The organism is Hydrogenophaga sp., from assembly GCF_011772445.1.
Taxonomy (GTDB): Bacteria; Pseudomonadota; Gammaproteobacteria; order Burkholderiales; family Burkholderiaceae_C; genus Hydrogenophaga.
Map to the genome: position 1 here is coordinate 1 of NZ_WVZN01000044.1, position 25,937 is coordinate 25,937.

Consider the following 25,937-nt stretch of genomic DNA (forward strand, 5'->3'; position numbering starts at 1 on the left):
TCAAATCCGCGCCGCGATGCCCCGCTGCGCACGCCGTTGGCTACATGCGTGAAATATCCGGGTTAGTGGTGCTCGCGGTGCTGGCCATCCTCGCGGCAATCGTGACCCCGGCCTACCTCGACCGCGTGGACGATGCCAAAGAAACCGTGCTGCGCCAGAACCTGGTTGGCATGCGCCAGGCCATTGACCAGTTCTTCCGGGACAAGGGCCGCTATCCGCAGACGCTGGACGAACTCGTGCAGCAGCGGTATCTGCGCGCCGTGCCCGAAGACCCGATCACGCAGCGCATGGACTCATGGGTCGCCATCCCCCAGCGCGCGGGCGAGACGGCTTCGGTGTTCGATGTGAAAAGCTCGGCCCAGGGGCGGGCTCGCGACGGGAGCTGGTTCCGTGATTGGTGACTGCCCTTGCCGCCGCGAAGCGAGGCCACATTCGGCGCAGCGCGAACAACGTGGGTTTACCTTGTTGTTCGCGCTGCTGATGATGTTCCTGCTGGCCCTGGCGACGCAGCGTGTCATGGCTGTGGTGTCGCAGCAGGCCCAACGCGAACGTGAGGCGGAGTTGCTTCGGGTGGGTTCGGCCATCGCAGCGGCCATCGGCCGATACCACGAGGGCACGCCCGGTACGGTGAAGCGTTGGCCGTCGTCGCTCGAAGACCTGCTGGATGACCGCCGCATGATCGGCCTGCGCCGGCACTTGCGCGAGGTCTACGCCGACCCGATCACGCGCCAGCCCCGCTGGGGCTTGGTGGCCGCTCCCGATGGGGGAATCGCGGGGGTCTACAGCCTGGGTGGCGGCGTGCCCATCACCTCCGGTTCTCTTGAAGCGGTTCGATGGGGCTTCGCGGGCGCGACGTCTTACCAGCAGTGGCGCTTCGTGTACGTGCCCACGTTGCCTCAGGCCGCACGGCCTTGAACGCGGAAACAGCATGGATTTCATGGTTCGATGCACCCGTCCCGGCGACGCCAGCGTGACCGAAGCGCGGCGCCAAGCCGGCTCTTTGGAGGCGCTTCGCGAGACTTTGCTGCACGAAGGCTGGATCGTGCTGGACGTCCGTCTGCTAGGTGTAGCGCGAGGCTCGAGCAATAGCCGGCAGGCATTGGGAAGGACGGCCTACGCGGTCTTCTGCCGCGAGCTGACAACCTTGTTGCGCGCCGGCATGAGCGTGGTCGAAGCGGTGGATACGCTCGCCGCGCGCCAACGGGTGGAGGCTCAGCCCAGGCGCATGGTGTCCCCGGCTCCGATGCTGCTGCAGCACCTTTCTCACGGCCTGCCACTCTCCCGCGCGCTGGGGATGTTGCCGGACACGCCCGGGGTGTTGGTAGCGGCGGTTCGCGCGGGTGAGCGCACCAGCGACCTCGTTCAGGCGCTGCAGGACTACCTTCGTTTCGACGAGCTCGTGGAGCGCTTGCGCAAACGAGTGGTCAGTGCTGCCATCTACCCCGCCATGGTCACGGCGCTTGGCCTGGGCATCTCACTGTTCCTCTTGCTGGTGGTGATGCCCAGTTTTTCCCGCATGTATGCAGGACTGCAAGGTGGTGCCACGGGGTCAGGCAATGCCATGGTGCTGTTGAGCGTGTGGATCAAGGCCCATCAGGGGGCGGCCTTCGCTACGTTGGCGTTGGCCGTGGTGCTGATCGCTTGGTGGGTGTGGCGCGGTGGGGCCAGGCGTGCGCTGGACGCGGCCATCGAGGGCGTTCCCTGGCTCAGGGTACGCGTGCGGGACTTCCGCCTGGCCATGATGTACCAGACGTTGGCCCTGATGCTCAGCGGGGGCTACGCCATGGTGGACGCCTTGCGTGTGGCGCGTGACGCGGCGCTGGACCGGCGCTTGCGCGAGGGGCTGGACGCCTGCATGGCGCAGGTGGAGCAGGGGAAAGGCGTGGCCGAAAGCCTGGCGTTGCAGGGGCTGTGTGACGAGGTGGGCCGGCGCCTCATGGCCGCGGCCGAGCGCAATGGCGCGTTTCCGCGAGCGGCGGCGGTGGTCGCCGATCTGCACGGCGAACGCTTCGAGCTGTTCATCGAGCGCATGACCCGCGTGGTGGAGCCCGTGCTGTTGCTGGCCGTGGCCCTGATGGTTGGGGCCATCGTGGTCACCATGTATCTGCCGGTGTTCGACATGGCCACGCGCCTTCGCTGACAAGGAGGATTCATGACGAGCACACCATCGCCCGCTGAAGGCTTCTCGCCAACGGACGACCTGCGCCTGAATCAAGCGGTCGAAGTGGCTCGGCAGGCCCATGCGGCGCAGGCCGCTTGCATCTGGGCAGGGCTCGTGCAAGGACTCGCCTTGGATGAACCCACCTTGTCGGCGGCGCTGCTGCGACAGCAAGGGATTGCCGTCATGTTGGGCTCGGCTCTGCCGACCGGCGCACACGTGAGGCGTGTCGGCGGCGCGGGCGCGAGTCTGTATCGTGTGGAGACGGATCAAGGTGTGTTGCTGGCAGGGCCAGATCCCTGGTCCACAGCGAGCCAGGCGGCACTGATGCGCCAGCAAGGTGCGTCCGTGCGACTGGCGCTTGCGGACGCGGCTTGTCTGGCCTTGCTCGCGCAGCGGGCCGCTCAGGCCACTACGAATGGTGCACCAGCGCTCACGGCACAGGCTTCTTCCGGTGCGGCCGGCGCCGACAGCCCCGTCGTGCGCTTCGTGGACCAGGCGATCGCGCACGGCCACGCCGAGGGCGCGAGCGACATCCACTTCGAAAGTGATCGCCGCGGTGTCGGCGTGAAGTACCGGTTGGATGGCGTGATGCTGCCGGGACCTCGCCTCGACGATGCCCAGCGGGCCGAGGAGGTGATTTCTCGCATCAAGGTGATGGCGCAGCTGGATATCACCGAGCGCCGCCGCCCTCAGGATGGACGCATCCGATGGAGCGCGCCAGTGAGCGCATCCGATGCGATCGACATGCGGGTGTCGGTGATGCCCAGCATCTTTGGAGAGGATGCCGTTCTGAGGCTGCTGGACAAATCACAGCTTCGTCAGGGGCAGGACGAAATCTCGCTCGACACGCTGGGGTTCAAGGGTGAGGCAGCCCGGACCATGCGGCAGCTCGCGATGCGTCCCCACGGTATGCTGTTGGTGACGGGGCCGACGGGCAGCGGCAAGACCACGACGGTCTATGGTGCTCTGTCTGAGGTCAACGATGGATTGGGCAAGATCATCACCATCGAAGATCCGGTGGAGTACGAGCTGCCCGGCGTGTTGCAGATTCCGGTGAACGAGCAGAAGGGGCTCACATTCGCCACAGGCTTGCGCTCGATCCTGCGGCACGACCCCGACAAGATCCTGGTCGGCGAGATCCGGGACGGCGAGACCGCGCGCATCGCGGTCCAATCGGCCCTCACCGGACACCTGGTTTTCACCACGGTTCACGCCAACAGCCTGCTCGACGTGCTGGGACGTTTCGAGCACTTCGACATCGATCCGTTTTCCCTGGCTTCGGCGCTCAATGGCGTGGTTGTGCAGCGTTTGCTGCGGCGTCTGTGCACGCATTGCCTGCGGTTGGACGATCCCTCGCAGGACGATCGGAAAGTGCTGGGTGCGCTGTCGATCGAGCTGCCTGCGCGAGTACCTGTGGCTTGCGGTTGTGATCTGTGCCGGCACAGCGGTTACCGAGGACGTATGGTGGTCGCGGAAGTCCATTCGCTAGACGATCGGGTAAGAGACCTCATGGTGCGTCGCTCCAGCATCGCAGAGCTGCGTGCGGCCATGCGGGGTGCAGCGGCTCGGCCTCTGCTGCACCAGGCCATGGACGAGGTGAAGGCGGGAGTGACCAGCCTGGAGGAGGTGCGACGTGTGGTCGGCTGGGCGTAAGCGCGTGTCGGTGTATCTGGGTGCCGGCCGCGCACTCGTCGTCCATCCATCGAAGGGGGAGATGGAGGTGGTCCTGCCATCAACGCGCCCGTTGATTGATCTGTTGGATGCGGTGGATCTCCAGACGGGGCGCGAGCAGGATCGCCCATGGACCGTCGATCTTCACCCCGGGACAGCCTTGTGTCCGGCGGTTGCGGTAAGCCTCCCGCGCGGCCTCAAGCGCGTGGACGAGGCAATGACGGTTGTTCGCGCGTTGGCATTGCAGGCGATGGGCTTTGCTGCCGATGAACAGGCCGATCTCAGGTGCGCCTTGCCCGTGAACTGGGCGGCTGGACGATCGGTGGTCTGCGCCGCGATGGCGGCGGGTACGCACGATCTGTTGCTGGACTGGTCGCAACGCCATGGCGGTCGCGTGGGTGCATTGCGACCGATGTGGTCGCGACTGACGCGGCCGAAGCCTGTGCCGATGGGGTGGGCGGATGCGCTGCGCTTCGAGCAGTATGTGGCGCATGGGGTATTCGATGCGACGGCCCAGGACTCCGTGTCGCTCGACATCGACTTCCTGGCGCTCCAGCGACAAGCCACGAGGCGGCGGCTCGCGCTGGTCGCCAGTTTGCTCACGTTGGTTGGCATCGGCATCGCAGATGTCTGGCTGTGGCGCGATGTTGGGCGTTTGCAGGCTGAAGTCGCGGCACTGGAGGCGGATGTGAACGCGCGGCGCGCAGCCGCCAGGGTTGAACCCGCACCGCTGACCGAGGCTCAGGCCAAGGCGCTCAAGGCTCTGTCCTGGGATTGGAACCGCGTCTACGGGCCGCTGGAGAGCATCGAGATTCCCGGTGTGCGCGTGATTTCTTTGGACGTTGACGCGATGGGTGGGCACGGGCGCGTCGAGTTTCATATGCCGGACGAGACCTCCATCCTGGCGATCACCGAGGGCTTGAACGATTCCGCTGCGCAAGTGGAGTGGCGCCTGCAGTCGGTGAACCGTGTCGGAGGTGGAGCGCCCGCCGGTGGAGGGGTGCGCGCCGTGTGGACGGGCGTCTTCAAGTAGGACAAGCGCTCAAATTCCCTGTCTACGCCCCCTGGTTTGCGCTGCGGGCTTGCATCACGTAAGAAATACGCCCAGGATTCGACCCATCCCATTCGAACAACACCCGAGGAGCGCGCATGAAGGCGATCTGGAAGGGCACCGTCGTTGCCGAAAGCGACGACATCGTGCTGGTCGAAGGCAACGCCTACTTTCCCGCCAGCGCCGTGCGCGCCGACGTGTTGCAGCACAGCAACCACCACACCTACTGCCCCTGGAAGGGACAGGCCAGCTACCACAGCCTGCTCATCGACGGCGAGCTCAACCGCGACGCCGCCTGGTTCTACCCCGACCCCAAGCCCGAGGCCGAGATGGTGCGCGACCGCGTGGCCTTCTGGCGCGGCGTGCAGGTGGTGGACTGAGCATGCGCCGCGACGCCATCGCCGACACGGCCGCGCGTTTTGCCGAGGTGCGCGCGCGCAGCGTGGCCCTGTGCGCCCCGCTGGCGCCCGAGGACCACGTGGTGCAGCCCGTGGTGGACGTCAGCCCGCCCAAGTGGCACCTGGCGCACACCACCTGGTTCTTCGAGGCCATGCTGCTCGCGCACGCCTCGCCGGGCTACACCGCTTTCCACCCGGCCTATGGCTACCTCTTCAACAGCTACTACGAAAACGAGGGCGAGCGCTGGCCGCGCGCGCAGCGCGGCCACCTGAGCCGGCCCACCGTGGCCGAGGTGCTGACCTACCGCGCGCACGTGGACGCCGCGGTGCACGCCTGGCTCGCCACCGAGCCGCCCGCGCACTGGCTGGAGCGCCTGGAGCTCGGCCTGCAGCACGAGCAGCAGCACCAGGAACTGCTGCTCACCGACATCAAATACATCCTGGGCCACAACCCCCTGCGGCCCGCCTATTCGCTCGACGACACCACCGCCGTGACCGTGACGACCGAGCACCTGCCGCAAGCCGCCGCGCTGCAATGGACGGACCACCCCGGTGGCGTGGTTGCCATTGGCCACGCGGGCGACGGCTTCGCTTTCGACAACGAGGGCGCGCGCCACGAGGTGCTGCTCGCACCCTTCGCCATCGCGGATCGCCTGGTGAGCAACGCCGAGTACATCGCGTTCATCGAAGCCGGCGGCTACCGGCAGGCGAGCCACTGGCACGCCGACGGCTGGGACTGGCTGCGGCAGAACGCCGTCGTCGCGCCGATGTACTGGTTTCGCGGTGAGGGTGGCGCGTGGTGGCACCAGACCCTGTGCGGCCCGCAGGCCCTGCCGCCGCACGCGCCCGTCACCCACATCAGCTGGTTCGAAGCCAGTGCCTACGCCGACTGGGCCGGCGCGCGCCTGCCCACCGAGTTCGAATGGGAGGCCGCCGCCGCGCAAGGCATGGCGTGGGGCCAGCGCTGGGAATGGACCGCCAGCGCCTACACGCCGTACCCGGGCTTCCACCGCGCCGAGGGCTCGGTCGGCGAATACAACGGCAAATTCATGGTGAGCCAGCAGGTGCTGCGCGGCGCGTCCTTCGCCACGCCGCCGGGGCACCAGCGCCTCACCTACCGCAACTTCTTCCAGCCGCCGCTGCGCTGGCAGTACACCGGCATCCGCCTCGTCAAACCATGACCCGACGCCGCCACACCGCCCCCGCCATGCGCCCCGCGCGCGACACCACACCGTCTCCGGCCATCGCGCCCGAGTTGCGCGGCTTCGCCGACGACGTGCTCGCCGGCCTGTCGGGCAACCCCAAACGGCTCTCGTCCAAGTACTTCTACGACGACCGCGGCTCGCGCCTGTTCGAACGCATCATGCGGCTGCCCAGCTACTACCCCACGCGCTTGGAAGCCGCCATGCTGCGCCGCCACGCGAAGGACCTGCTCGACGCGCTGGACACGGGCGGCTCGCCGATCGAGATGCTCGAACTCGGCAGCGGCGACGGCCGCAAGACCCTGGCCCTGTGCCGCGCCTGGCTCAAGGCGGGCGCGGAACTGGTCTATCGGCCGATGGACATCTCCGCCCAGGCGCTGGAACACCTGGGCGCGCGCATGGCGCGGCAGTTGCCCGCGCTCACCGTGCACCCCCTGTGCGGCGACTACTTCCAGACCTGGCCCATCCCCAGCGCGCGCCGCCGCCAGGTGGCCCTGTTCCTGGGCAGCAACCTCGGCAACTTCACCGACGCCGAGGCCGCGCGCTTCCTGCGGCGCGTGCGCGTGCACCTGCGCGTGGGCGACAGCCTGCTGCTCGGCCTGGACCTGCGCAAGGACCCGCACACCGTGCTGGCCGCCTACGACGACCCCGAAGGCGTCACCGCCGCCTTCAACCTGAACCTGCTGCGCCGCCTCAACCGCGAGCTCGGCATGGACTTCGACCTCAAGCGCTTTCGCCACTACGCGAGCTACTGCCCCTTGCAGGGCGTGGCGCGCAGCTTCCTGGTGAGCCAGACGCGCCAGACCGTGCGCAGCCACCTGCTCGACCACGCCTTCGACTTCGGGGCGGGCGAGTTCATCTACACCGAGCAATCGCAGAAGTACGAGCGCGCGGGCGTCGAGGCCCTGGCCCAGGGCAGCGGCTTCGAGGTGAAGGCCTGGTTCGAGGACCCCGAGCTGCCCTACGCGCTGGTGGTGTGCCGGGCCACAGGCTGAGCCCGGGCGACAGCGCAGGCCCCTGTCGGCCAGGCGACAGCGGGCATCGGTATTTTCACCAAGCATCCGCTTGCTGAAATTGACGGCCGCTGCTATGTTGGCGGCCGATGCCAACCGACACCCTGGCCGATGAGGCCCCCCAGCGCCGCAGCCGCGGCCGCCCACGCAAGACCGCGGATGAACGCGACGACGGCAACCGCCGCCAGGCCCTGCTGCGCGCGGCCGCGCACCTGTTCCGCCGCAAGGGCTTCGCGGCCACCAGCACGCGCGACATCGCCGCCGCCGTGGGCATGCGCTCGGGCTCGCCCTTCTATCACTTCGAGAACAAGGAAGCGCTGCTCGCCGCCGTGATGGCGGAGGGCATGCAGCGCGCGCTGCAGCACCAGCGCGAGCGCATGGAAGCGGCCGTGGCCGCCGCGCCCGAGGCCTTGAGCGCGCGCGAGTGCCTGCGGGTGCTGGTGCGCGGCCACTTCCACAACCTGCTGGGCCCCGAGAGCGACCACATCCCGGTGATGCTCTACGAATGGCGCTGGCTCGCGCCGCCGCAGAAGCAGGTGGTGAGCGAGCTGATGGCCGAGTACGAGGCCGTGTGGGTGCCGGTGCTGCAGGCGCTGCGGCGCGAAGGCGCGCTCAAGGGCGACACGGCGCTGGCGCGGCTGCTGATCTTCGGCGCGCTGAACTGGACGGCGCAGTGGTACGACGCCGAGGGACCGGCCTCGCTCGACGAACTGACGGAGGCCGCGCTGCAACTCTTCGTCAAGGAGCTTCAATGAGCGAGCACTACCGCTCCGTCTTTCGCCCCGGCCTGTTGGCGGGCCAGGTCATCGTCGTCACCGGCGGAGGCTCGGGCATCGGCCGCTGCACCGCGCACGAACTCGCCGCGCTGGGCGCGCACGTGGCGCTGGTGGGCCGCAAGCCCGAGAAGCTGCTGTCCGTGGTCGACGAGATCACGGCCGATGGCGGGCGCGCGAGTGGCCACGCGGGCGACATCCGCCAGGAGGACGCGGTGCGTTCGCTGGTGGGCGACATCGTGTCCGCGCACGGCCGCATCCATGGTCTCGTCAACAACGCGGGCGGGCAGTACATCAGCCCGCTGGAGAAGATCGGCGCCAAGGGCTGGCAGGCCGTGCTGGACACCAACCTCATGGGCGGCTTCCTGGTGGCGCGCGAGTGTTACCTGCAGAGCTTTCAGGCGCACGGCGGATCGATCGTGAACATCGTGGCCGACATGTGGGGCAGCATGCCCGGCATGGGCCACAGCGGCGCGGCGCGCGCGGGCATGGTGAGCTTCACCGAGACCGCCGCGCTGGAGTGGGCGAGGAGCGGCGTGCGCGTGAACGCCGTGGCGCCGGGCTACATCGCCTCCAGCGGCATGGACCACTACCCGCCCGAGGCCGGACCCATGCTGCGCGAGATGCGCCAGACGGTGCCCCTGGGCCGCTTCGGCAACGAGGCCGAGACCAGTGCCGCCATCGCCTTCCTGCTCTCGCCGGCGGCCAGCTTCATCAGCGGCAGCGTGCTGCGCGTGGACGGCGCGCGTCCGCAGGTGCGCATGGGCTGGGGCCAGGTGGCCGCGCCGGCCGAAGCGCAGTCGCGCGAGGCCGTCAGGCCGTTCGACGGCTTTCACCGCTACGTGCCGCCCAAGGTGTTCCAGTCATGAGCTTCGCCTCCCGCTTCAACCCGCACAGCGAGGCCGCGCAGCTGCGCCGCGCGGCCATGCTCGAACGCATCGCCCAACTGCGCGCGCTCGAGGAGCGCGCCGCCGCCGCGTCGGCCCAGGCCAAGCCCGTGTTCGACAAGCGCGGCCAGTTGCTGCCGCGCGAGCGCATCGCGCTGCTGCTGGACGCGGGCGCGCCCTGGTTGCCGCTGTGCACGCTGGCGGGTTTCCTGCAGGACACGAAGGACCCCGCCAAGTCCGTGGCCGGGGGCGGCGTGGTGGCGGGCATCGGCTTCATCAGCGGCGTGCGCTGCATGGTGGTGGCCAGCGACTCGGGCATCGAGGCCGGCGCCATCCAGCCGCGCGGGCTGGAGAAGATCCTGCGCGTGCAGGACATCGCGCTGGAGAACAAGCTGCCCTTCGTGCACCTGGTGGAGAGCGCGGGCGCCAACCTCACCAAGTACAAGGTCGAGGGCTTCGTGCACGGCGGCTCGCTGTTCCGCAACCTGGCGCGGCACTCGGCGGCGGGGCTGCCGGTCATCACCGTGCAGCACGGCTCGGGCACGGCGGGCGGGGCCTACATGCCGGGCCTGTCGGACATCGTGGTGATGGTGCGCGGGCGTTCGCGCGCCTTCCTCGCGGGGCCGCCGCTGCTGAAGGCCGCGACGGGCGAGGTGGCCACCGAGGAGGAACTGGGTGGTGCCGAGATGCACACCAGCGTGTCCGGCCTGGGCGAGTACCTGGCGGAAGACGACCGCGAGGCGCTGGGGCTGGCGCGGCGCGTCGTCGATCAGTTGCGCGAGGGTTTCGCGCGCACGGCGGCGCCGCCGGCGCCCGCTCCCCAGCTGTCCGCCGACGACCTGCTCAGCCTCATGCCCACCCACCACCGCGAGCCGGTGGACATGCGCGAGGTGATGGCCCGCCTGGCCGATGGCTCGGATCTGCTGGAGTTCAAGCCCCTGTACGGCGCCGCCACCGTGTGCGCGCAGGCGCGCATCGGCGGCCACGCGGTGGGCTTCATCAGCAACAACGGCCCCATCGACGTGGCCGGCGCCAACAAGGCCACGCACTTCATCCAGTGGATGTGCCAGCTCGGCCACCCCCTCATCTACCTGCAGAACACCACCGGCTACATGGTGGGCAAGGACAGCGAGCAGGGCGGCATGATCAAGCACGGCAGCAAGATGATCCAGGCCGTGACGGGCGCCACCGTGCCGCAGCTCACCATCCAGTGCGGGGCTTCCTTCGGCGCCGGCAACTACGGCATGTGCGGGCGCGGCTTCGAGCCGCGTTTCCTGTTCAGCTGGCCCAACGCGCGCACCGCCGTGATGGGCGGCGAGCAGGCCGCGCGCACCATGCAGATCGTGGCCGAGGCCGGCCTGGCGCGCAAAGGCCTCACGCCCGACCCGGCGCAGATGCAGCAGCAGTTCGAGCAGATCGTGCAGGTCTTCGAGAGCCAGGCCGACGCCTTCCACACCAGCGGCCTGGTGCTGGACGACGGCGTGATCGACCCGCGCGACACGCGCGCGGTGCTCATCTTCTGCCTGGACACCTGCGCCGAGGCCGCGCAACGCACGCCGCGCCCCTTGCCCTTCGGGGTGGCGCGCATGTAGGTCCGTCACGCACGCATCCAAAGAGGAGACAAGCCATGCAGTTCACGCACGAGCACCGCGAAATCCAGAAGACGCTCAAGCGTTTCATCGACGACCACATCAACCCCCACGTCGACGAGTGGGAGGCCGCCGAGATGTTTCCCGCGCACGAGGTCTTCAAGGGCCTGGGCGATCTGGGCCTGCTGGGCCTGACCAAGCCCGAGGCGCACGGCGGCGCGGGCCTGGACTACAGCTACAGCGTGGCCATGGCCGAAACGCTCGGCCACATCCACTGCGGCGGCGTGCCCATGGCCATCGGCGTGCAGACCGACATGGCCACGCCCGCGCTGGCGCGCTTCGGCAGCGAGGAGCTGAAAGCGCAATTCCTCGCGCCCGCGATCCGCGGCGAAGCGGTCGGCAGCATCGGCGTGAGCGAGCCCGGTGCCGGCAGCGACGTGGCCGCGATCAAGACCACGGCCAGGAAGGACGGCGACGACTACGTCATCAACGGCCAGAAGATGTGGATCACCAACAGCCTGCAGGCCGACTGGATCTGCCTGCTGGTGAACACCAGCGACGGGCCCGCGCACAAGAACAAGAGCCTGGTGATGGTGCCGCTGCGCGAGAACGGCAAGCCGGTGAAGGGCTTCGAGGTCGGCAAGAAGATCCGCAAGATCGGCATGCACAGCAGCGACACCGGCCTGCTGTACTTCGACGAGCTGCGCGTGCCGCAGCGCTACCGCATCGGCCAGGAAGGCGCCGGCTTCGTCTACCAGATGCAGCAGTTCCAGGAGGAGCGGCTGTGGTGCGCGGCCAGCACGCTGCAGAGCCTGAACAACTGCATCGAGTGGACCATCGAGTGGGCGCAGGAGCGCAAACTCTTCGGTGCGCAACTGGCCGACCAGCAGTGGGTGCAGTTCAAGCTGGCGGAGCTCAAGACCGAGGTGGAGGCGCTGCGCGCGCTCACCTACCTGTCGTGCGACCGCTACGTGGCCGGCGAGGACGTGACCGAGTGGGCCACCATGGCCAAGCTCAAGGCCGGGCGCCTGAACCGCCTGGTGCCCGACACCTGCCTGCAGTTCTGGGGCGGCATGGGCTTCACGCTGGAGAACAAGGTGGCGCGCATGTACCGCGACGGGCGACTGGCCTCCATCGGCGGCGGGGCCGACGAGGTCATGTTGGGCATCCTGAGCAAGATCATGGGGATCGCCAAGAGGCCGGTGCGATGAACCGGGCCCTGATCGTCGACCGCGACGGCGCGGTGGAGCGCTGGACGCTCAACGACCCGGCCTCGCGCAACGCGCTGAGCGACGCCATGGTGGTGGGCCTGTACGCCGCCTGCCTGCGCGCGAAGAACGACCCCACGCTGCGTGGCGTGGTGCTGGCCGGGGCTGGCGGTGCGTTCTGCGCCGGTGGCAGCCTGGGCGGATTCGCCCACGCCATTGGCCAGCCGCTGCAACCGGGCCAGACGGACCCTTTGATCGAGGTGAACCGCGGCTTCGGTGACCTGCTGCACGCCTTGAGCAGCTTGCCGCAGTGGCTGCTGTGCGCGGTGGACGGCCCCGCCATGGGCGGCGGCTTCGGCCTGGTGTGCTGCGCGGACGTGGTGATCGCCACCGAGCGCGCCAGCTTCGCCACGCCCGAGGTGACGCTGGGCCTGCCGCCCGCGCAGATCGCGCCCTTCGTGTGGCGCCGCCTGGGGGACGCCACGGCGCGCCAGTGCCTGCTGAGCGGTGCGCGCTGGGGCGCACGCGAGGCGCAGGCCGCGGGCCTGGTCAACCGCGTGGTGGCCGATGGCGCGCTCGACGCCGCCGTGGCCGAGGCCACCGCCGCGCTGAACCGCGCGGCGCCGGGCGCGGTGGCGGCCACCAAGCAGCTCCTGCTGCGCCTGAGCGACGACCGCCCCGACCTGCGCGACGAAGCGGCCATCGCCTTCGCCAGCGCGCTGCGCGGGCCCGAGGCCGCGGCCGGCCTGGCGGCGTTCGCCAACAAGCGAGCCGCGCCCTGGGCGCAGGAGCCACCGTCCACGGACGCGCCGAAAGCGAGCCGGTCATGAGGCGCCTGCTGATCGCCAACCGCGGCGAGATCGCGCGCCGGGTCATTCGCACCGCGCACCGCATGGGCATGGGCACGGTGGCCGTGTTCAGCGAACCCGACGCGAACGCCCTGCACGTGCGCGAGGCCGGCCGCGCCTTCGCGCTGGGCGGCGCGAGTTCGGCCGAGTCCTACCTGCGCATCGACCGCCTCATCGAAGCCGCGCGCGCCACCGGCGCCGACGCGGTGCACCCGGGCTACGGCTTCCTCAGCGAGAACGCCGACTTCGCGCAGGCCGTGATCGACGCCAGGCTCACCTGGGTGGGACCGCCGCCCGCCGCCATCCGCGCGCTGGGCAGCAAGTCGGCCGCCAAGGCGCTGGCGCAGGCGCACGGCGTGCCGGTGCTGCCGGGCTACTTTGGCGCGGACCAGCGCGACGGGACCTTCATCGCCGAGGCCCAGCGGATCGGCTACCCGGTGATGGTGAAAGCCGTGGCCGGTGGCGGCGGGCGCGGCATGCGCTTCGTCACCGAGGCCGCGCAACTGCCCGCCGCGCTGGCCAGCGCGCGCGCCGAGGCGCTGGCGGGCTTTGGCAGCGCCGACCTGCTGATCGAACGCGCGGTGCAACGCCCGCGCCACGTGGAGGTGCAGGTCTTCGCCGACACGCACGGCCGTTGCATCCACCTGGGCGAGCGCGATTGTTCGGTGCAGCGGCGGCACCAGAAGATCATCGAAGAAGCGCCGAGCCCGGCCGTGGGCCCTGAGCTGCGCGAGCGCCTGGGCGCGGCGGCCGTGGCGCTGGCCCAGGCGGCCGGGTACGCGGGCGCGGGCACGGTGGAGTTTCTGCTGGACGACAGCCAGTTCTTTTTGATGGAGATGAACACCCGCCTGCAGGTGGAACACCCGGTGACGGAGATGCTGAGCGGCCTGGACCTCGTCGAGTGGCAGATCCGCGTGGCGCGTGGCGAGCCGCTGCCGCTGGCGCAAGACCAGGTGCGCCTGCAGGGCCACGCCATCGAGGTGCGCCTGTGCGCGGAGGACGAGCGTTTCAACCCCCACACCGGCACCGTGCGCGCCTTCGCGGAACCGCCGCCAGGCGATGGCGTGCGCTTCGACCACGCCATCGAAACCGGCACCGAGGTGACGCCGCACTACGACGCCATGCTCGGCAAACTCATTGCGCACGCGGCCACGCGCGAGCAGGCCATCGAACGCCTGGCGCAGGCGCTGGACGCGACCGTGCTGCTGGGCCTGCCCAGCAACCGCGCCTTTCTGGCGGCCTGCCTGCGCCACCCGGTGTTCGGCGCGGGCCAGGCGCTCATCCCCTTTCTCGCCGAGCAGGGCGACGGCATCCGCGCGGCCTTGCAGGCACCACCCCATGCCGTGCTCGCCGGGGTGTTGACGGCCGCCTACGCCGGCCAACCCGCGCCGGACACGCTGCCGTGCCCCTTCGCGCGCCCGCTGCGGTGGCGCCATGGCGAGGCGGTGTTCGACCTCGCCGTGCTCGAACAGGGCAAGGGCCGCCTGAACCTCACCGTGGATGGGCGAGCGCACAGCGCCGTTCTCGAGGCGGTGGGCGTCGCCGTCGATGGCGTGCACCACGCCGCGGCCGCCGTGCCACTGGGTGACGGCGGCTGGCACGTGCAGGTCGGCCCGCACACCCTCACGCTGAGCGACCTGAGCCATGCGGCGCGCGCCAGCGGCGGCGCCACGGGCGCGGTGAGCGAGCTGCGCGCGCCCTTCAACGGCAAGCTCGTGGCCGTGCACGCGCAGCCCGGCGCGCGCGTGGCCAAGGGCGACACCCTGTTCGCCATCGAGAGCATGAAGATCGAACACCAGATCGTCGCGCCGCGCGATGCCACGGTGCAGTTGGTGTCCGTCTCGGCGGGCCAGCAGGTGGCGCCGGGGCAGTTGCTGGTGAGCTTCGCTTCCCCAGAGGTGGCGGCATGAGCTGGGACCGCGCCGACACCGAGGCCCTGCTCGACACCGTGGACCGCTTCGCGCGCGAGGCCCTGGTGCCGCATGTGAACGACTGGGACGCGCAGGCCAGCTTCCCGCGCGAGCTGTACCGCGAGGCCGCGCGCATCGGTCTGCCGGGCCTGGGCTACCCCGAGCACCTGGGCGGCACGCCCGCGCCCTGGCGCGCGCGCAACGCGGTGTCGCAACTGCTCGCGCGGCGCACCGCCAGCGGCGGCCTGCTGGCCAGCCTGTTCAGCCACAACATCGGCCTGCCGCCCATCCTGAAACACGGTTCGCCCGAGTTGCAGGCCGAGATCATCCCGCCCGTGCTGCGCGGCGAGAAGATCGCCGCGCTCGGCATCACCGAACCCGGTGGCGGCAGCGATGTGGCCAGCCTGCGCACCACCGCGCGCCGCGACGGCGGCGACTACGTCATCGACGGCGAGAAGACCTTCATCACCTCCGGTGTGCGCTGCGACTGGATCACGCTCGCCGTTCGAACAGACCCGCAGAACAAAGGCGCCAGCGGCATCAGCCTGATCGCCGTGCCCTGCGACGCCAAGGGCATCAGCCGCACGCCGCTGCACAAGATGGGCTGGCACGCCAGCGACACCGGCCACCTGCGCTTCGACGGCGTGCGCGTGCCGGCGCGCTGCCTCATCGGCGAGGAGCACAAGGGCTTTCGCTACATCATGGGCAACTTCAACGGCGAACGCCTGGGCATGAGCGCGCTGGCCCTGGGTTTCGCCGAGGCCTGCCACGACGAGGCCCTGGCCTGGGCGCGCGAGCGCAAGACCTTCGGCGAGGCGCTCATCCAGCACCAGGTGATCCGCCACAAGTTGATGGACATGCGCATGCGCATCGCGTCGACGCAGGCCTGGCTGGACGCGCTCGGCGACCGCATCGACGCGGGCGACGAGGGGCCCGACTGGGTGGGCAACGTCTGCCTGCTCAAGAACCACAGCACCCAGGCCATGCAGGCCAACGCGGACGCGGCCGTGCAGATACTGGGTGGCATGGGCTACATGCGCGGCACCGCCTGCGAACGCATCTACCGCGAGGTCAAGGTCATGATGATCGGCGGCGGCGCCGAGGAGATCATGAAGGACCTGGCCGCGCGCCAGTTTGGCGCCTGAGCCCCGGTCGACGGGAGACAACACCATGAGCATCGCCAATCCCAACCCGCCCGTTCGATTCGAACCCGAGTTCGTGCAGGCCATCGTCGAACTCTTCGAACAGAAGATCGTCTTCAACCAGCACATCGGCTTGAAGATCGACGAGGTGCTGCCCGAGCGCGTGAGCGGCCACCTGGACATGCGGCCCGAACTCATCGGCCACTACGCCCACCATCGGTTGCACGGCGGCGTCATCAGCGCCGCGCTGGACGCCATGGGCGGCCTGGCCGTGCTGGCCGGCATGGCCGCGCGCCACATGGACGACAGCGTGGAGCAGCGCATGCACCGCTTCGCCAAGCTCGGCACCATCGACCTGCGCATCGATTACCTGCGCCCGGCCGTGGGCAGCGCGCGCTTCACCATCCACGCCGAAGCGCTGCGCCTGGGCTCGCGCGTGGCCAGCACGCGCATGGCGTTTCATGGGGCCGACGGCACCTTGCTGGCGGTGGGGGCGGCGGCGTACATCGTGTCTTGAGGAGGCTTGGTGATGAGCGATTTCCAGCTGACCTATTCCACGATGTTCGCGCCACCGCGCGCGCTGCACGAACGCTTCGAGGCTGCGCTGAAAACGGTGCGCGCCGGGCTCGGGCAGGACCACGGGCTTTTCATCGACGGCGCCTTCGTGTCACGCACCGCGCTGCTGGACAAACACAACCCCGCGCGCCAGAGCGAGCTGCTGGGCCGCTTCGCCCAGGCCTCGGTGGCCGACGTGGACCTGGCCGTGGCCGCCGCGCGGCGCGCGCTGCCCGCCTGGCGCCGCACCCCCTGGCCAGAGCGCGTGGCCCTGCTGCGCCGCGCCGCGCGCCTGGTGGACGAGCGCCTCTACGAGATGGCGGCCATCGTCTCGCTGGAAGTCGGCAAGACCCGCATGGAAGCCCTGGGCGAGGTGGCGGAGGTCAGCGCCTTCTGCGACATCTACGCGCGGCAGATGGAAGAGAACGGCGGCTACGACCGCGCCTTGCCCGACGACCCGCTGCCCGACATGAAGAGCCGCAACCGCAGCGTGATGAAACCGTATGGCGTGTGGGCCGTCGTCGCGCCCTTCAACTTCCCCTTCGCGCTGGCGGGCGGGCCCACGGCGGCGGCGCTGGTCACCGGCAACACCGTGGTGCTGAAGGGCTCGGTGGAGACGCCGTGGTCCGGCCTGCTGCTGGCGCAGTGCCTGAAGGACGCGGGCCTGCCCGACGGCGCCTTCAACTGCCTGGTGGGCGACGGCGCGAACGTGGGCGAAGCGCTCATCCAGCACGACGGCATCGATGGCGTCACCTTCACTGGCTCGTACGATGTGGGCATGCACATCCTGCGTGCGCAGGTGAACCGGCGCTGGCCGCGCCCCTGCATCGCCGAGATGGGCGGCAAGAACGCGGCCATCGTCACTGCGCGCGCCAACCTCGACGTGGCGGCGCAGGGCATCGTGCGCTCGGCCTTCGGCCTGTCGGGGCAGAAGTGCTCGGCGCTGTCGCGCGTGTATGTGGACCGCTCGGTGGCCGACGCGCTCATCGAGCGCCTGCGCGCGGCGGTGGCGAAGGTGGCCGTGGGCGAACCGCAGCGCGAGGCCAGCTGGACCGGCCCCGTGACCACGCGGGCCGCGCAGGCGCGCCATGCCGACTGCCGGCGGCAACTGGACGGCGCGGGCGCGCGCATCGTGGCCGAAGGGCCCTTGCCGCCCGACGCGGGCGAGGGCTTCTACTGCGCGCCCCTGGTGGCCGAGGCACCGCTGGACCACCCGCTGTGGCGCAAGGAAATGTTCGCGCCGCTGGTGATGCTGGGCCGCGTCGACAACGCCGAACAGGCCATGGCCGAGGCGAACGCCAGCGACTTCGGTCTGACGGCGGGCTTCTTCGGCGCGGAGGACGAGGTCGCCTGGTTCCTGGAGAACATCGAGGCCGGCGTCACCTACGTCAACCGGCCCCTGGGCGCCACCACCGGCGCCTGGCCGGGCTACCAGCCCTTTGGCGGCTGGAAGGGCTCGGGCAGCACAGGCAAGGCGCTGGCGTCGTTCCACTATCTGCCGCAGTACATGCGGGAGCAGTCGCAGACGCGGATCGAGCCCTGATCCGCGTGTGAACCCATGAAGAAGCCCCGCGGATGCGGGGCTTGCGACTGTCCGGGGTGCGAGACCTCAGTCAGCGCAGGTGTACGAGGCGGCGAGCGCCACGTCGCCCGACTGGTACTGCGGGTGTTGCGGGTACGAGCACATGGGCAGGGACTTGGCGCCGGCCGTCACGGTCGGGTTCTTGCTGGGCGCTTCGTTCTTCTCCACCCAGTCCACCACCATCTGCAGCCCGTTGAAGCTGTTGGGAATGGCCACCGAGGGGATGGCGTTGCCGTCGCCATCGACGGCCAGGTTGGTGCCGCTGAGGCCATGACCCGTCTGCGGCAGCACCCACAGGCGCGCGAAGGCGTCCACCACCGGGCGGGTCATCTTGTCCAGCACCGACTGGTAGTAGTCCAACTGCGCGCCCGTGGAGGCCAGGCTGTCGTTGCTGCCGATGGTGATGAGCACCTTGCCGCCGCGTTTGTAGAAGGTCGACAGGTCGGGGTTGGTCGCGTCCAGGTGCCGCGAGATCTCCACGCGGCGCGCGTTCAGCATGCCGCCTTCCACGTAGTCCAGCGGGTTGGCGTTCAGGTCCTTGAACAGGAAGCCCGTCACTCCCAGGATGCCCAGGTGGCTGTGGATGGTGGCGCCGGGATCGGCCCCTTCCTGTCCCACGTGGCGCGTATTGATCAGCAGGCCCGAGCCGCCCGGATCGGTGGTGGGGGCCCACATGCCGAAGGACGTGGTGCCGTTGGCCAGCGGCGTGGCGAACGCGTAGGGCGAATAGATGAACTTGAGGGTCTCGATCTGGCCGTCGGTGAAACAGGCGGTGGCCGTGTTGTCCGTCGGGTTGGGATCGACGTTGCCGGGGCATCGTTTGTCCAGCCAGGGATTGCGGCCCGGTGCGCCGGCCTTGACGTTGAAGATGTCGCGACAGGCCGTGTAGTTGTTGATGATGCCGTCGACCAGGCCGTCGAGCTTGTCGCACTGGCGCATGAACTCCGTGCGGATGGCGGCCACCTTCACCGGCGGTACCCAGTTGGCCAGCGGCTTCTCCTGAATGCGGATGAGCTCGGGCGCCAGCGTCAGCGTCGAGAAGCTGACGATGGGCACGGTAAGCGCGGCGCCGTCGTAGTCCTGCGGGTAGCGCTGCATCACCGTCAGGCCTTCGCGGCCGCCTTGCGAGCCGCCTTGCCAGTAGGTGAAGCGCGGCTTTTCGCCATACATGCGCTGCGTCAGCGTCACGCCCACGTCGCGGGTCTTCTTCATCTGCATGAAGCCCAGGTTCTTCATGGCCTCTTCGTTCAGCGCCCAGTTGGTGTCCATGAAGCTGTGGCCCGAATCGCTGCCCCAGGTGGCCGCGCGCAAGCCCAGGATCGCCGCCGAAGGGTTGCCCGGCGGGAAGCCGTTCATGCCGCCGCCACCGGTGTGCACCGCACGCCGCGCCCAGTTCTCCGGCAGGGAGACGCGGAAGTTGATGACGGGCGCGCTCGGGTCCACCGCGTAGATGGCGCCGGTGATCGAGCAGTAGGCCTGGTTGCCGCCAGCGGCGGCGGTCCAGGTGGGCGCGTTCAGCGTCACCGCGGCCACGGGCTCGCCAATGTCGGCCGGCGCAATGGACGTGCCCAGCTTCGCGGCCGAGCAATCGGCCTGGGCGATCGAGATGTCGCTGGCCGCTGGCAGCAGGGAACCCGGTGCGGGAATGGACAGGCTGGCTTCGGCCGGCGGGGGAGCGGCAGGCCCGCCGCTCCCCCCTCCGTCACCGCCTCCCCCTCCACAAGCCGCCAACAGGGCTGCGCTACCGGCCAACGCGAGGGCCGATCGCAAAAAGTAGGTCATGTTTGTCTCCTCGGATTGTTTGATGCGAAATGGACCGCTTGTCGTTGCGGCCTCAACAAAAGGTTAGTTTGCTTAACTAAATTTCTGGATAGGTGAATACCCGCGAGACCGACTTTCACGAGCGGGCAGAATCGGTTCCGCATGGCGGCGCCTTGGTGGTGCCCGCATGGAGGAGTGAGTGCTCATGACGGCGCGCAACGCCACAACGAAACAGAAAGCGCCCGCTGCGCCGGCGGCCGCGCGCCGCGCTGCGGCACCCGCGGCGAATGCGGCGAATGCGGCCCGGCCCCGGTCCGAGGACCCCAGGCCGGCCGACGTCTCCACGCCGGCGGGCCGCTTGAACGAAGGGGATCTGCAGTGGCTGGTGGGCTACCAGCTCGCGCAGGCGTCCATCGTGACCATTGCCGCTTTCGACGACGTGGCGGGCATTCCGCATGGCCTGCGCACGGTCGAATACACCCTGCTGGCCCTCGTGCATGGCAACCCGGGGGTGTCACCCGCGCAGTTGGCCAAGGCCCTCGGTTTGAGCGCGCCGTACATCACCACCGGCCTGGACAAGCTGGTGCGCCGTGGGCTGATCGTTCGCGAAGCGAACGAAAACGACCGCCGCGGGCAGCACCTTCGGTTGACGAAAGCGGGCGAGGCGCTGGCGGTTGACCTGACGGCGCGCCTGCTGGACAGCGAGCGTGCGGCCTTCAAGACCCTGAGCGCGGCCGAGCAGATGATGTTGGCCGAGCTGCTGCACAAGCTGGCGCGTTCGCGGCATGCGCCGGGACGTGCGCCTGGCGCGGAAACCTGAGGTGTCGGGTCCCGTGCGCCTTGCAACCAAAGCGCGCCACCGGTCACTCACGGCCTCCCTCGGCCGTCGCCGTCTGCACTTCTCCCGCATGAAGATCCGCCCTCCGTCTCCTTTGCTAGCTCAGACCCAGCGCGGCGACCCGATCCGCACCGTCAATGCGGACATCGCCGCGGCCGAACTAGACCCCGACAGCGAGGAAAGCCGAGCCTTGTACAAGAAGCCCGGCGTCCGCTTGACGCTGCCGCCGACGCAAGACGGCCCTCAGAACCGCCCGCCGATCGAACTGGCCGATTTTTTCGGTGAGCGGATCGCCGCCGAGCAACTGGCCAAGGACCCGGACGCTCGCGTCGCTGCCGAACTGTTGAACCGACGCGACGAGACGCTCGACATCGGGGAACGGCAGCGCACGAGGGAGGAACAGCGAAAGCAGCGGGCGGGTCGCTACGGGCGGCGGGGGTGAAAAGACGTCGCAGGACACCCCGAGGTTGAAAATGTCCTTCCTTGTTGAAAAGTCATGACGTTTTCAACCTGTCTGAAGGCTCAACCCTTAGGCGATCCACCCTTGCATAGAGCCTAGCTCTGAGCTCGAGTGCACCAGTTCCGTGGTGCAACTCTCTATGGCAGTTCGGGCAGATCGCGACTGTGTTGTCCACGGTGTCTGCACCGCCACTGGCGAGCGTTCTGACATGGTGAACTTCAAGATAGGGCAGGTCATTCACCGTTCGGAAGGGCGCTGACTTTCCGCAGCATTCGCACATGCCCTGGGCATTCTTGAGCACCCAAGCCTTGACCGCCGCATCACGTGCATGGTCGGTGACCAGTTTCGTGCTCGTCGCGGGCCTTTGTTGCCCCGACGGGACGGGTAAGTGGGGCTGATTCAGCAGGGCGAGCACCTCCGGTTCATAGGCCGTTCCGGTGTCGCTGTCCCCAACCAGGATCTCCTGCATGAGGCGTTCGAGACGAGGACGAACGTTCGCGCCAACGTTCTTTTGAGGCTTGAGCCCTGGAACCCAAGGTTGGCCCCGTTCGCTCAGAACGGCTGAGATGTTTTGCATCCGCCGTTCGTACGCACCGGGGGCGCGCGAGAACCGTTGGCTCAACTCACGGTAGAGACCGGCCTTGCTAAGGCGCTCACCGTTCAGCAGCCGCTTGTAGGCCTCCAGCGTGGCCTTGAGTTCAGCATCGCTCCAAGCTTCTTCTGTTCGAAGGAGTTGGGGTGGCGGCGCTTCGTGAGGTCCTTCGGGCATTGGCGCATTGACGATCCGGCGGGGATCGCCGTTCTGCGCGCGTTTATACCGGGTACGGGTATACCGTGTGGGTGAAATTCAAGGAGTGGCGATACGCGTCCTCACGCGAGGGCACCCTCACTCCGGCTTAAACCCCGACGCCTTCACCGGCGCCTCCCACCGCTTCAGGTGCTCCGCCACCATCGCCCCCGTCGCCGCCGGCCCCGCGTGGCTGGGCACCAGGCCATACCCACGGATCTTTTCCTGGATGCCCGGGTCGGCCAGCGCCTGCCCCACCGCCTGGCTGATGCGTTCGGCGGTTGGCGGGTTCAGGCCCGCCGGGCCGAAGTAGGCGAAGAAGGCGTCGGCCGCCATGTTGATGCCTTGCTCCTTGAGCGTGGGCACGTCGGGCAGCGCGGCCGAGCGCTGTTCGCCCGTCACGGCGAGGATGCGCAGGCGCCCGGCGCGGTGGTGTTCGATGGTCTCCGATGCCGTGTCCACCATCAGCGGGATCTGCCCGCCCAGCAGGTCCTGCGCGGCGGGCGCGCCGCCGCGGTAGGCCACGTGCGTCATGGGAATGCCCGTGGCCTGGCCGATGAGCAGGCCGGCGAAGTGCGGCACCGTGCCCGCGCCGGAGGTGCCGTAGCTGGCCTTGGTGGGGTTGGCCTTCATCCAGTCCAGCACGTCCTTGAGTTTGCCCTGCGGCGCGCCAGGGCCGGCGGTGACGGCGAAGTCGAACACCGTGGCGCGCGCGATGGGGCTGAAGTCCTTGAGGGGGTCGTAGCCGACGTTGCTGTAGAGGTAGGGCGAGATGACCAGCGCGCCGCTGGGCGCCAGGATGATGGTGTTGCCGTCCGGCGCGGCGCGCCGCAATTCGCCCAGCGCCAGCCGCCCGCCCGCGCCCGGCTTGTTCTCCACGATCACGTTCTGTTTGAGCGTGTCCTTCATCTTCTCGGCCACGATGCGCGCCACCGTGTCCACCGAGCCGCCCGGCGGAAAGCCCACCCACACGCGCAGGGTGCCTGCGTCTTGCGCCTGGGCCAGTTGCGGCAGGCCCAGTTGGGCGGCGGCCAGCAGGGCAGCGCCCGCCAGGGCGTGGAAGTGTCGGCGTTGCATGCGTGTCTCCTCGTTGTGATGCACCGATTCTGGGATTTCGCACCACACTGACGCATGCGTGTTTACCCGTGAAGGTATGCTTGCTAACGGTTGCGCGACGACGCCACCCGCGACACAACAACACCGGAGACAAGACATGCCCGTCATCGACGTTCACACCCACATGTACACGCCCGCCTGGCTGGAGTTGCTCAAGGCCAAGGGCGGGGCCTACAACATCCAGCGCCGGCCCGACGGGCAGGACGAGATCTTTCGCGGCGACACGCCGGTGGCCATTCCCCAGCCCGGCCACTTCGACTACGCGCTGCGCATCCAGCAGATGGACGCGGCCGGCATCGACATCTCCATCGTGTCGCTCACCTGCCCCAACGTGTACTGGGGCGACGAGGCCACGAGCTGCCAGGCGGCGGTGGAGTCGAACGACGCGATGGCGCGCGCGCAGGCGCAGTACCCGGACCGCATCCGCTGGTTCACCTCGCTGCCGTGGGAGTACCCGGAGCGCGCGGTGCAGGAGCTGGAGCGCTCCTGTGCGAACGGCGCGGTGGGCGTGATGGTGCTGGCCAACATCTCCGGCCGCAGCCTCACCGACCCGTTTTTCGAACCCGTGTGGGCCGCCATCGACCGGCGCGGTCTGCCGGTGTTGGTGCACCCCACGGACCCGCCGGGCGTGGACCTGATGGACATGACGAAGTACGACCTGAGCTGGTCGGTGGGCTTCATGTTCGACACCACGCTGGCCTTCACGCGCATGATCTTCGACGGCTTCTTCGACCGCTTCCCGAACATGAAGCTGATCGCCTCGCACGGCGGTGGCACGCTGCCTTACCTGGTGGGCCGTTTCGAGAAGGGCGACGAGGTGGAGATCCCCCAGCGCCGGCGCATGAAGCGCAAGCCCACCGACTACCTGCGCCACATTTACTACGACAGCATCACCTACGACCCGCGCTCGCTGCAGTACCTGGTGTCGGTCGTGGGCGCTTCGCAGGTGATGCTGGGCACCGATTGGCCGCACCAGGTGCACGACGTGAAAGGTGCGCTGGGCAAGATCGACACGCTGGGGGCGGAGGCGCGCGAGGCGGTGCGCGGGGGGAATGCGCTCAAGGTGTTCGGGCTTTGAGCGGCCGCACCCACCACCACGCCAACCCCACCAGCCCCGCGAACGCGGTGTAAGCCGCCACGAACACCCACCACGGCGCCTCCCAATACAGCAGCCGCGAGAGCCAGTGCTCGATGAAGCTCTCGCGGTAGCCGCTCTGGCCGGCCAGGCGGCGCAGGTCCTGTTCCCACACGGTCAGCGGGCACAACTGGCCGAGCCAGGCCTGGGCCGCGATGAAAAGCATCAGCCCCAGGTGCGCGGCGCGCAGGCCGAAGCGGCGCACCCAGCGCCAGCCCAGGGCGCCGCCGGCCAGCACCAGCGGCAGCAGGCCCACCACGAACAGCACCACGCCCACGTGAAGGGCGAGCAGGGCGTCGGCCAGCCAGCGGGCGGTGTCGGGGCTCATGGGCCATTGTGTTCACCGCACCGTTGCGGCGCGAACACCCCTCCGTGAGAACCCGGTGGCGCGGATGTATCCATATGTCACACTGCCGCCGTTCGGGCTGTGGAGAGAGGATGGACTGGCTCACGCTGTTCGGTGATCTGCGCTTCATGACAGGCGCCCTGGTGGCCTTGTTGGGGGTGATCTTCATCGCCTATGCGCACGAGGATTCCTGGCCTTATGTGCGCTGGCTCGCGGGCTCGGCCATGCTGTTCGGCCTGACCGCGGTGGCGTTTCGCGTGGCGCAGAAGTTCTTCGGCGTCACGGCCGAGGGGGTGGGCCCGCCGGCCGCCCTGATGGTGGCTGTCTCGCTGGCCGCGCTGCTGGTGGGCCTGCACACCTACCTGTCGCACCGCAGCGATCACCAGTGGCGGCGCTTCTTCCTGCTGTGCGCGCTGGGCATGGCCTGGGTCGCCCTGGTGGTGACCGTGCTGCGCGACCACCCCTTCCGCGGGCCGCTGGCCTCGGCGAGCCTGCTGCTGGCAGCGGCCGTCTGGTTGCTCTGGCACTGGTGGAACGAGCGCTGGTCCGGGCAACTGGCCCTGGCCGGCGCGTTTCTCGTGCAGCCGCTGCTGCTGTTTGCCGCCATCCGCGTGGGCATGGACGTGAAGGCGTTTCGGGAGCTCACGCCGCTGCCCATCGTGGTGGTGTATTTCTTCGTGCTCACGCTGATCCTGCAGCGCGACGCGCGCCGCCTGGCGCGTGAGCTGTACCGCAGCGAGCGGGCCGAGGCCGCGTTGAAGCGCCTGGCCGACAACCTGGACCGCACGGTGCACGAGCGCACCGCGCAGCTGGAGGCGCTCAACCAGGGCCTGCGCGCTTTCTCGGGCATGGTGTCGCACGACCTGCGTGGCCCGCTGCGCAACATCCACGGGCTGAGCGAGATGGCGCGCGAAGCGATCGAGGAGGGCCAGCCCGTGCAGGCCCTGCCGCTGGTGCGCAAGCTGGGCCATGAGTCGCTGCGCGCCAGCCGCATGGTGAGCGATCTGCTGGACCTGGCGCGCGTGGAGCAGCAGGCCCTGCAGAAGGCGCAGGTGGATTTCAACGAGCTGGTGCGCGAGTGCGTGGAGCAGTTGGCGATGGAGTACCCCACTGCGCAGCAGGCCGTGCGCGTGGGGCAGCTGCCCGTGGTGGAGGTGGACCGCGGCCTGATGGCGCACGTGGTGACCAACCTGGTGGGCAACGCGCTCAAGTACGGCCAGGGCCGCCCCGGCTTGGCGGTGGATGTGCACGCGCAGCGCGAGAACGGCCGCTGGCGCTTCGCCGTGAGCGACAACGGCCCCGGCTTCGACGAGTCGCGCGCGGGCGAGCTGTTCCAGCCCTTCAACCGCCTGGCCGGCGAGGCCGTGCCGGGCACCGGCCTGGGCCTGACGGTGGTCAGGCGCGTGGTGCAGGAGCACGGCGGCGAGGTGGGCGCCACCGGCCGGGTGGGCGAGGGCGCGCGCTTCTGGTGGACCTTGCCAGCCACCTGAGCCAGTCGCACAGA

25 protein-coding genes are annotated in these 25,937 nt (G+C 69.2%); 21 read left to right on the forward strand and 4 right to left on the reverse strand.

The window, feature by feature from the left end:
* The first annotated feature begins 44 nt into the window (after window positions 1-44).
* The 17 genes from GTO19_RS17140 (at window position 45) to GTO19_RS17220 (ending at window position 17,951) form a co-directional block, all read left to right on the forward strand.
* Entirely contained in the window at window positions 45-401 is a 357-nt protein-coding gene (locus GTO19_RS17140; protein WP_291020578.1) for a type II secretion system protein, read from the forward strand.
* A gap of 61 nt (window positions 402-462) precedes the next feature.
* On the forward strand, window positions 463-915 hold the full coding sequence (locus GTO19_RS17145; protein ID WP_291020179.1) for a type II secretion system protein: 453 nt from the start codon (window positions 463-465) through the stop codon (window positions 913-915).
* Window positions 916-970: 55 nt separating this feature from the next.
* Window positions 971-2,140, forward strand: coding sequence for a type II secretion system F family protein (locus GTO19_RS17150; protein WP_291020182.1), 1,170 nt, complete (start codon window positions 971-973; stop codon window positions 2,138-2,140).
* A gap of 12 nt (window positions 2,141-2,152) precedes the next feature.
* The gene (locus GTO19_RS17155; RefSeq protein ID WP_291020185.1) at window positions 2,153-3,814 is read left to right on the forward strand and encodes a GspE/PulE family protein; all 1,662 of its coding nucleotides are present in this window, start codon (window positions 2,153-2,155) and stop codon (window positions 3,812-3,814) included.
* A 4-nt stretch (window positions 3,815-3,818) separates the two neighbouring features.
* Entirely contained in the window at window positions 3,819-4,865 is a 1,047-nt protein-coding gene (locus GTO19_RS17160; protein WP_291020188.1) for a hypothetical protein, read from the forward strand.
* Window positions 4,866-4,981: 116 nt separating this feature from the next.
* The gene (locus GTO19_RS17165; protein WP_291020191.1) at window positions 4,982-5,263 is read left to right on the forward strand and encodes a DUF427 domain-containing protein; all 282 of its coding nucleotides are present in this window, start codon (window positions 4,982-4,984) and stop codon (window positions 5,261-5,263) included.
* A 2-nt stretch (window positions 5,264-5,265) separates the two neighbouring features.
* A complete protein-coding gene (egtB, locus tag GTO19_RS17170; protein ID WP_291020194.1) occupies window positions 5,266-6,462 on the forward strand; it encodes an ergothioneine biosynthesis protein EgtB in 1,197 nt (398 codons plus the stop codon).
* Window positions 6,459-7,478, forward strand: coding sequence for an L-histidine N(alpha)-methyltransferase (egtD, locus tag GTO19_RS17175; RefSeq protein ID WP_291020197.1), 1,020 nt, complete (start codon window positions 6,459-6,461; stop codon window positions 7,476-7,478). Before egtB ends, egtD begins: the two co-directional genes overlap by 4 nt.
* A gap of 107 nt (window positions 7,479-7,585) precedes the next feature.
* The gene (locus GTO19_RS17180) at window positions 7,586-8,251 is read left to right on the forward strand and encodes a TetR/AcrR family transcriptional regulator (protein WP_291020200.1); all 666 of its coding nucleotides are present in this window, start codon (window positions 7,586-7,588) and stop codon (window positions 8,249-8,251) included.
* The gene (locus GTO19_RS17185; protein WP_291020203.1) at window positions 8,248-9,138 is read left to right on the forward strand and encodes an SDR family oxidoreductase; all 891 of its coding nucleotides are present in this window, start codon (window positions 8,248-8,250) and stop codon (window positions 9,136-9,138) included. The genes GTO19_RS17180 and GTO19_RS17185 overlap by 4 nt, the downstream gene beginning before the upstream one ends.
* Window positions 9,135-10,748, forward strand: coding sequence for an acyl-CoA carboxylase subunit beta (locus tag GTO19_RS17190; protein WP_291020205.1), 1,614 nt, complete (start codon window positions 9,135-9,137; stop codon window positions 10,746-10,748). Before GTO19_RS17185 ends, GTO19_RS17190 begins: the two co-directional genes overlap by 4 nt.
* Window positions 10,749-10,783: 35 nt before the next feature.
* Complete coding sequence (locus GTO19_RS17195; protein ID WP_291020208.1) at window positions 10,784-11,956, forward strand: acyl-CoA dehydrogenase family protein; 1,173 nt, start codon at window positions 10,784-10,786, stop codon at window positions 11,954-11,956.
* On the forward strand, window positions 11,953-12,783 hold the full coding sequence (locus tag GTO19_RS17200) for an enoyl-CoA hydratase/isomerase family protein (RefSeq protein ID WP_291020211.1): 831 nt from the start codon (window positions 11,953-11,955) through the stop codon (window positions 12,781-12,783). The genes GTO19_RS17195 and GTO19_RS17200 overlap by 4 nt, the downstream gene beginning before the upstream one ends.
* On the forward strand, window positions 12,780-14,711 hold the full coding sequence (locus GTO19_RS17205; protein ID WP_291020214.1) for a biotin carboxylase N-terminal domain-containing protein: 1,932 nt from the start codon (window positions 12,780-12,782) through the stop codon (window positions 14,709-14,711). Before GTO19_RS17200 ends, GTO19_RS17205 begins: the two co-directional genes overlap by 4 nt.
* The gene (locus GTO19_RS17210) at window positions 14,708-15,856 is read left to right on the forward strand and encodes an acyl-CoA dehydrogenase family protein (RefSeq protein ID WP_291020217.1); all 1,149 of its coding nucleotides are present in this window, start codon (window positions 14,708-14,710) and stop codon (window positions 15,854-15,856) included. The genes GTO19_RS17205 and GTO19_RS17210 overlap by 4 nt, the downstream gene beginning before the upstream one ends.
* Window positions 15,857-15,881: 25 nt before the next feature.
* Window positions 15,882-16,370 carry a thioesterase family protein gene (locus GTO19_RS17215; protein WP_291020220.1) on the forward strand — a complete coding sequence of 163 codons (489 nt, stop codon included), beginning with the start codon at window positions 15,882-15,884 and terminating at the stop codon, window positions 16,368-16,370.
* A 12-nt stretch (window positions 16,371-16,382) separates the two neighbouring features.
* Window positions 16,383-17,951: an aldehyde dehydrogenase family protein gene (locus GTO19_RS17220; RefSeq protein WP_291020223.1), complete on the forward strand. Its 1,569-nt coding sequence runs from the start codon at window positions 16,383-16,385 to the stop codon at window positions 17,949-17,951.
* Between the two features lie 66 nt (window positions 17,952-18,017).
* Here GTO19_RS17220 and GTO19_RS17225 read toward each other — a convergent pair whose 3' ends face one another.
* Window positions 18,018-19,772 carry a tannase/feruloyl esterase family alpha/beta hydrolase gene (locus GTO19_RS17225; protein WP_291020225.1) on the reverse strand — a complete coding sequence of 585 codons (1,755 nt, stop codon included), beginning with the start codon at window positions 19,770-19,772 and terminating at the stop codon, window positions 18,018-18,020.
* Between the two features lie 337 nt (window positions 19,773-20,109).
* Between GTO19_RS17225 and GTO19_RS17230 the strand changes: the two genes are divergently transcribed.
* Window positions 20,110-20,571: a MarR family winged helix-turn-helix transcriptional regulator gene (locus tag GTO19_RS17230; protein ID WP_291020227.1), complete on the forward strand. Its 462-nt coding sequence runs from the start codon at window positions 20,110-20,112 to the stop codon at window positions 20,569-20,571.
* Window positions 20,572-20,659: 88 nt separating this feature from the next.
* On the forward strand, window positions 20,660-21,031 hold the full coding sequence (locus GTO19_RS17235; RefSeq protein ID WP_291020229.1) for a hypothetical protein: 372 nt from the start codon (window positions 20,660-20,662) through the stop codon (window positions 21,029-21,031).
* A 52-nt stretch (window positions 21,032-21,083) separates the two neighbouring features.
* Here the strand turns inward: GTO19_RS17235 and GTO19_RS17240 are convergent, their stop codons facing one another.
* Window positions 21,084-21,818: an HNH endonuclease signature motif containing protein gene (locus tag GTO19_RS17240; RefSeq protein WP_291020232.1), complete on the reverse strand. Its 735-nt coding sequence runs from the start codon at window positions 21,816-21,818 to the stop codon at window positions 21,084-21,086.
* A gap of 117 nt (window positions 21,819-21,935) precedes the next feature.
* Entirely contained in the window at window positions 21,936-22,913 is a 978-nt protein-coding gene (locus tag GTO19_RS17245) for a Bug family tripartite tricarboxylate transporter substrate binding protein (RefSeq protein ID WP_291020235.1), read from the reverse strand.
* A gap of 136 nt (window positions 22,914-23,049) precedes the next feature.
* Between GTO19_RS17245 and GTO19_RS17250 the strand changes: the two genes are divergently transcribed.
* Complete coding sequence (locus GTO19_RS17250; RefSeq protein ID WP_291020238.1) at window positions 23,050-24,030, forward strand: amidohydrolase family protein; 981 nt, start codon at window positions 23,050-23,052, stop codon at window positions 24,028-24,030.
* Here the strand turns inward: GTO19_RS17250 and GTO19_RS17255 are convergent.
* On the reverse strand, window positions 24,011-24,415 hold the full coding sequence (locus tag GTO19_RS17255) for a DUF2784 domain-containing protein (RefSeq protein ID WP_291020241.1): 405 nt from the start codon (window positions 24,413-24,415) through the stop codon (window positions 24,011-24,013). The two genes, GTO19_RS17250 and GTO19_RS17255, sit on opposite strands and share 20 nt — an antisense overlap.
* A 110-nt stretch (window positions 24,416-24,525) precedes the next feature.
* Here GTO19_RS17255 and GTO19_RS17260 point away from each other — a divergent pair, with 110 nt between their 5' ends.
* Window positions 24,526-25,923: an ATP-binding protein gene (locus tag GTO19_RS17260; protein WP_291020243.1), complete on the forward strand. Its 1,398-nt coding sequence runs from the start codon at window positions 24,526-24,528 to the stop codon at window positions 25,921-25,923.
* The last annotated feature ends 14 nt before the right edge of the window (window positions 25,924-25,937 follow it).

What these genes read in the sequence shown, in the direction of transcription:
- GTO19_RS17140 (WP_291020578.1), top strand. Translation starts at nt 45, where the DNA reads ATGCGTGAAATATCCGGGTTAGTGGTGCTCGCGGTGCTGGCCATCCTC.
- GTO19_RS17155 (WP_291020185.1), top strand. Translation starts at nt 2,153, where the DNA reads ATGACGAGCACACCATCGCCCGCTGAAGGCTTCTCGCCAACGGACGAC.
- GTO19_RS17165 (WP_291020191.1), top strand. Translation starts at nt 4,982, where the DNA reads ATGAAGGCGATCTGGAAGGGCACCGTCGTTGCCGAAAGCGACGACATC.
- egtB (WP_291020194.1), top strand. Translation starts at nt 5,266, where the DNA reads ATGCGCCGCGACGCCATCGCCGACACGGCCGCGCGTTTTGCCGAGGTG.
- egtD (WP_291020197.1), top strand. Translation starts at nt 6,459, where the DNA reads ATGACCCGACGCCGCCACACCGCCCCCGCCATGCGCCCCGCGCGCGAC.
- GTO19_RS17180 (WP_291020200.1), top strand. Translation starts at nt 7,586, where the DNA reads ATGCCAACCGACACCCTGGCCGATGAGGCCCCCCAGCGCCGCAGCCGC.
- GTO19_RS17185 (WP_291020203.1), top strand. Translation starts at nt 8,248, where the DNA reads ATGAGCGAGCACTACCGCTCCGTCTTTCGCCCCGGCCTGTTGGCGGGC.
- GTO19_RS17190 (WP_291020205.1), top strand. Translation starts at nt 9,135, where the DNA reads ATGAGCTTCGCCTCCCGCTTCAACCCGCACAGCGAGGCCGCGCAGCTG.
- GTO19_RS17195 (WP_291020208.1), top strand. Translation starts at nt 10,784, where the DNA reads ATGCAGTTCACGCACGAGCACCGCGAAATCCAGAAGACGCTCAAGCGT.
- GTO19_RS17200 (WP_291020211.1), top strand. Translation starts at nt 11,953, where the DNA reads ATGAACCGGGCCCTGATCGTCGACCGCGACGGCGCGGTGGAGCGCTGG.
- GTO19_RS17205 (WP_291020214.1), top strand. Translation starts at nt 12,780, where the DNA reads ATGAGGCGCCTGCTGATCGCCAACCGCGGCGAGATCGCGCGCCGGGTC.
- GTO19_RS17210 (WP_291020217.1), top strand. Translation starts at nt 14,708, where the DNA reads ATGAGCTGGGACCGCGCCGACACCGAGGCCCTGCTCGACACCGTGGAC.
- GTO19_RS17215 (WP_291020220.1), top strand. Translation starts at nt 15,882, where the DNA reads ATGAGCATCGCCAATCCCAACCCGCCCGTTCGATTCGAACCCGAGTTC.
- GTO19_RS17220 (WP_291020223.1), top strand. Translation starts at nt 16,383, where the DNA reads ATGAGCGATTTCCAGCTGACCTATTCCACGATGTTCGCGCCACCGCGC.
- GTO19_RS17225 (WP_291020225.1), bottom strand. Translation starts at nt 19,772, where the DNA reads ATGACCTACTTTTTGCGATCGGCCCTCGCGTTGGCCGGTAGCGCAGCC.
- GTO19_RS17235 (WP_291020229.1), top strand. Translation starts at nt 20,660, where the DNA reads ATGAAGATCCGCCCTCCGTCTCCTTTGCTAGCTCAGACCCAGCGCGGC.
- GTO19_RS17240 (WP_291020232.1), bottom strand. Translation starts at nt 21,818, where the DNA reads ATGCCCGAAGGACCTCACGAAGCGCCGCCACCCCAACTCCTTCGAACA.
- GTO19_RS17245 (WP_291020235.1), bottom strand. Translation starts at nt 22,913, where the DNA reads ATGCAACGCCGACACTTCCACGCCCTGGCGGGCGCTGCCCTGCTGGCC.
- GTO19_RS17250 (WP_291020238.1), top strand. Translation starts at nt 23,050, where the DNA reads ATGCCCGTCATCGACGTTCACACCCACATGTACACGCCCGCCTGGCTG.
- GTO19_RS17255 (WP_291020241.1), bottom strand. Translation starts at nt 24,415, where the DNA reads ATGAGCCCCGACACCGCCCGCTGGCTGGCCGACGCCCTGCTCGCCCTT.
- GTO19_RS17260 (WP_291020243.1), top strand. Translation starts at nt 24,526, where the DNA reads ATGGACTGGCTCACGCTGTTCGGTGATCTGCGCTTCATGACAGGCGCC.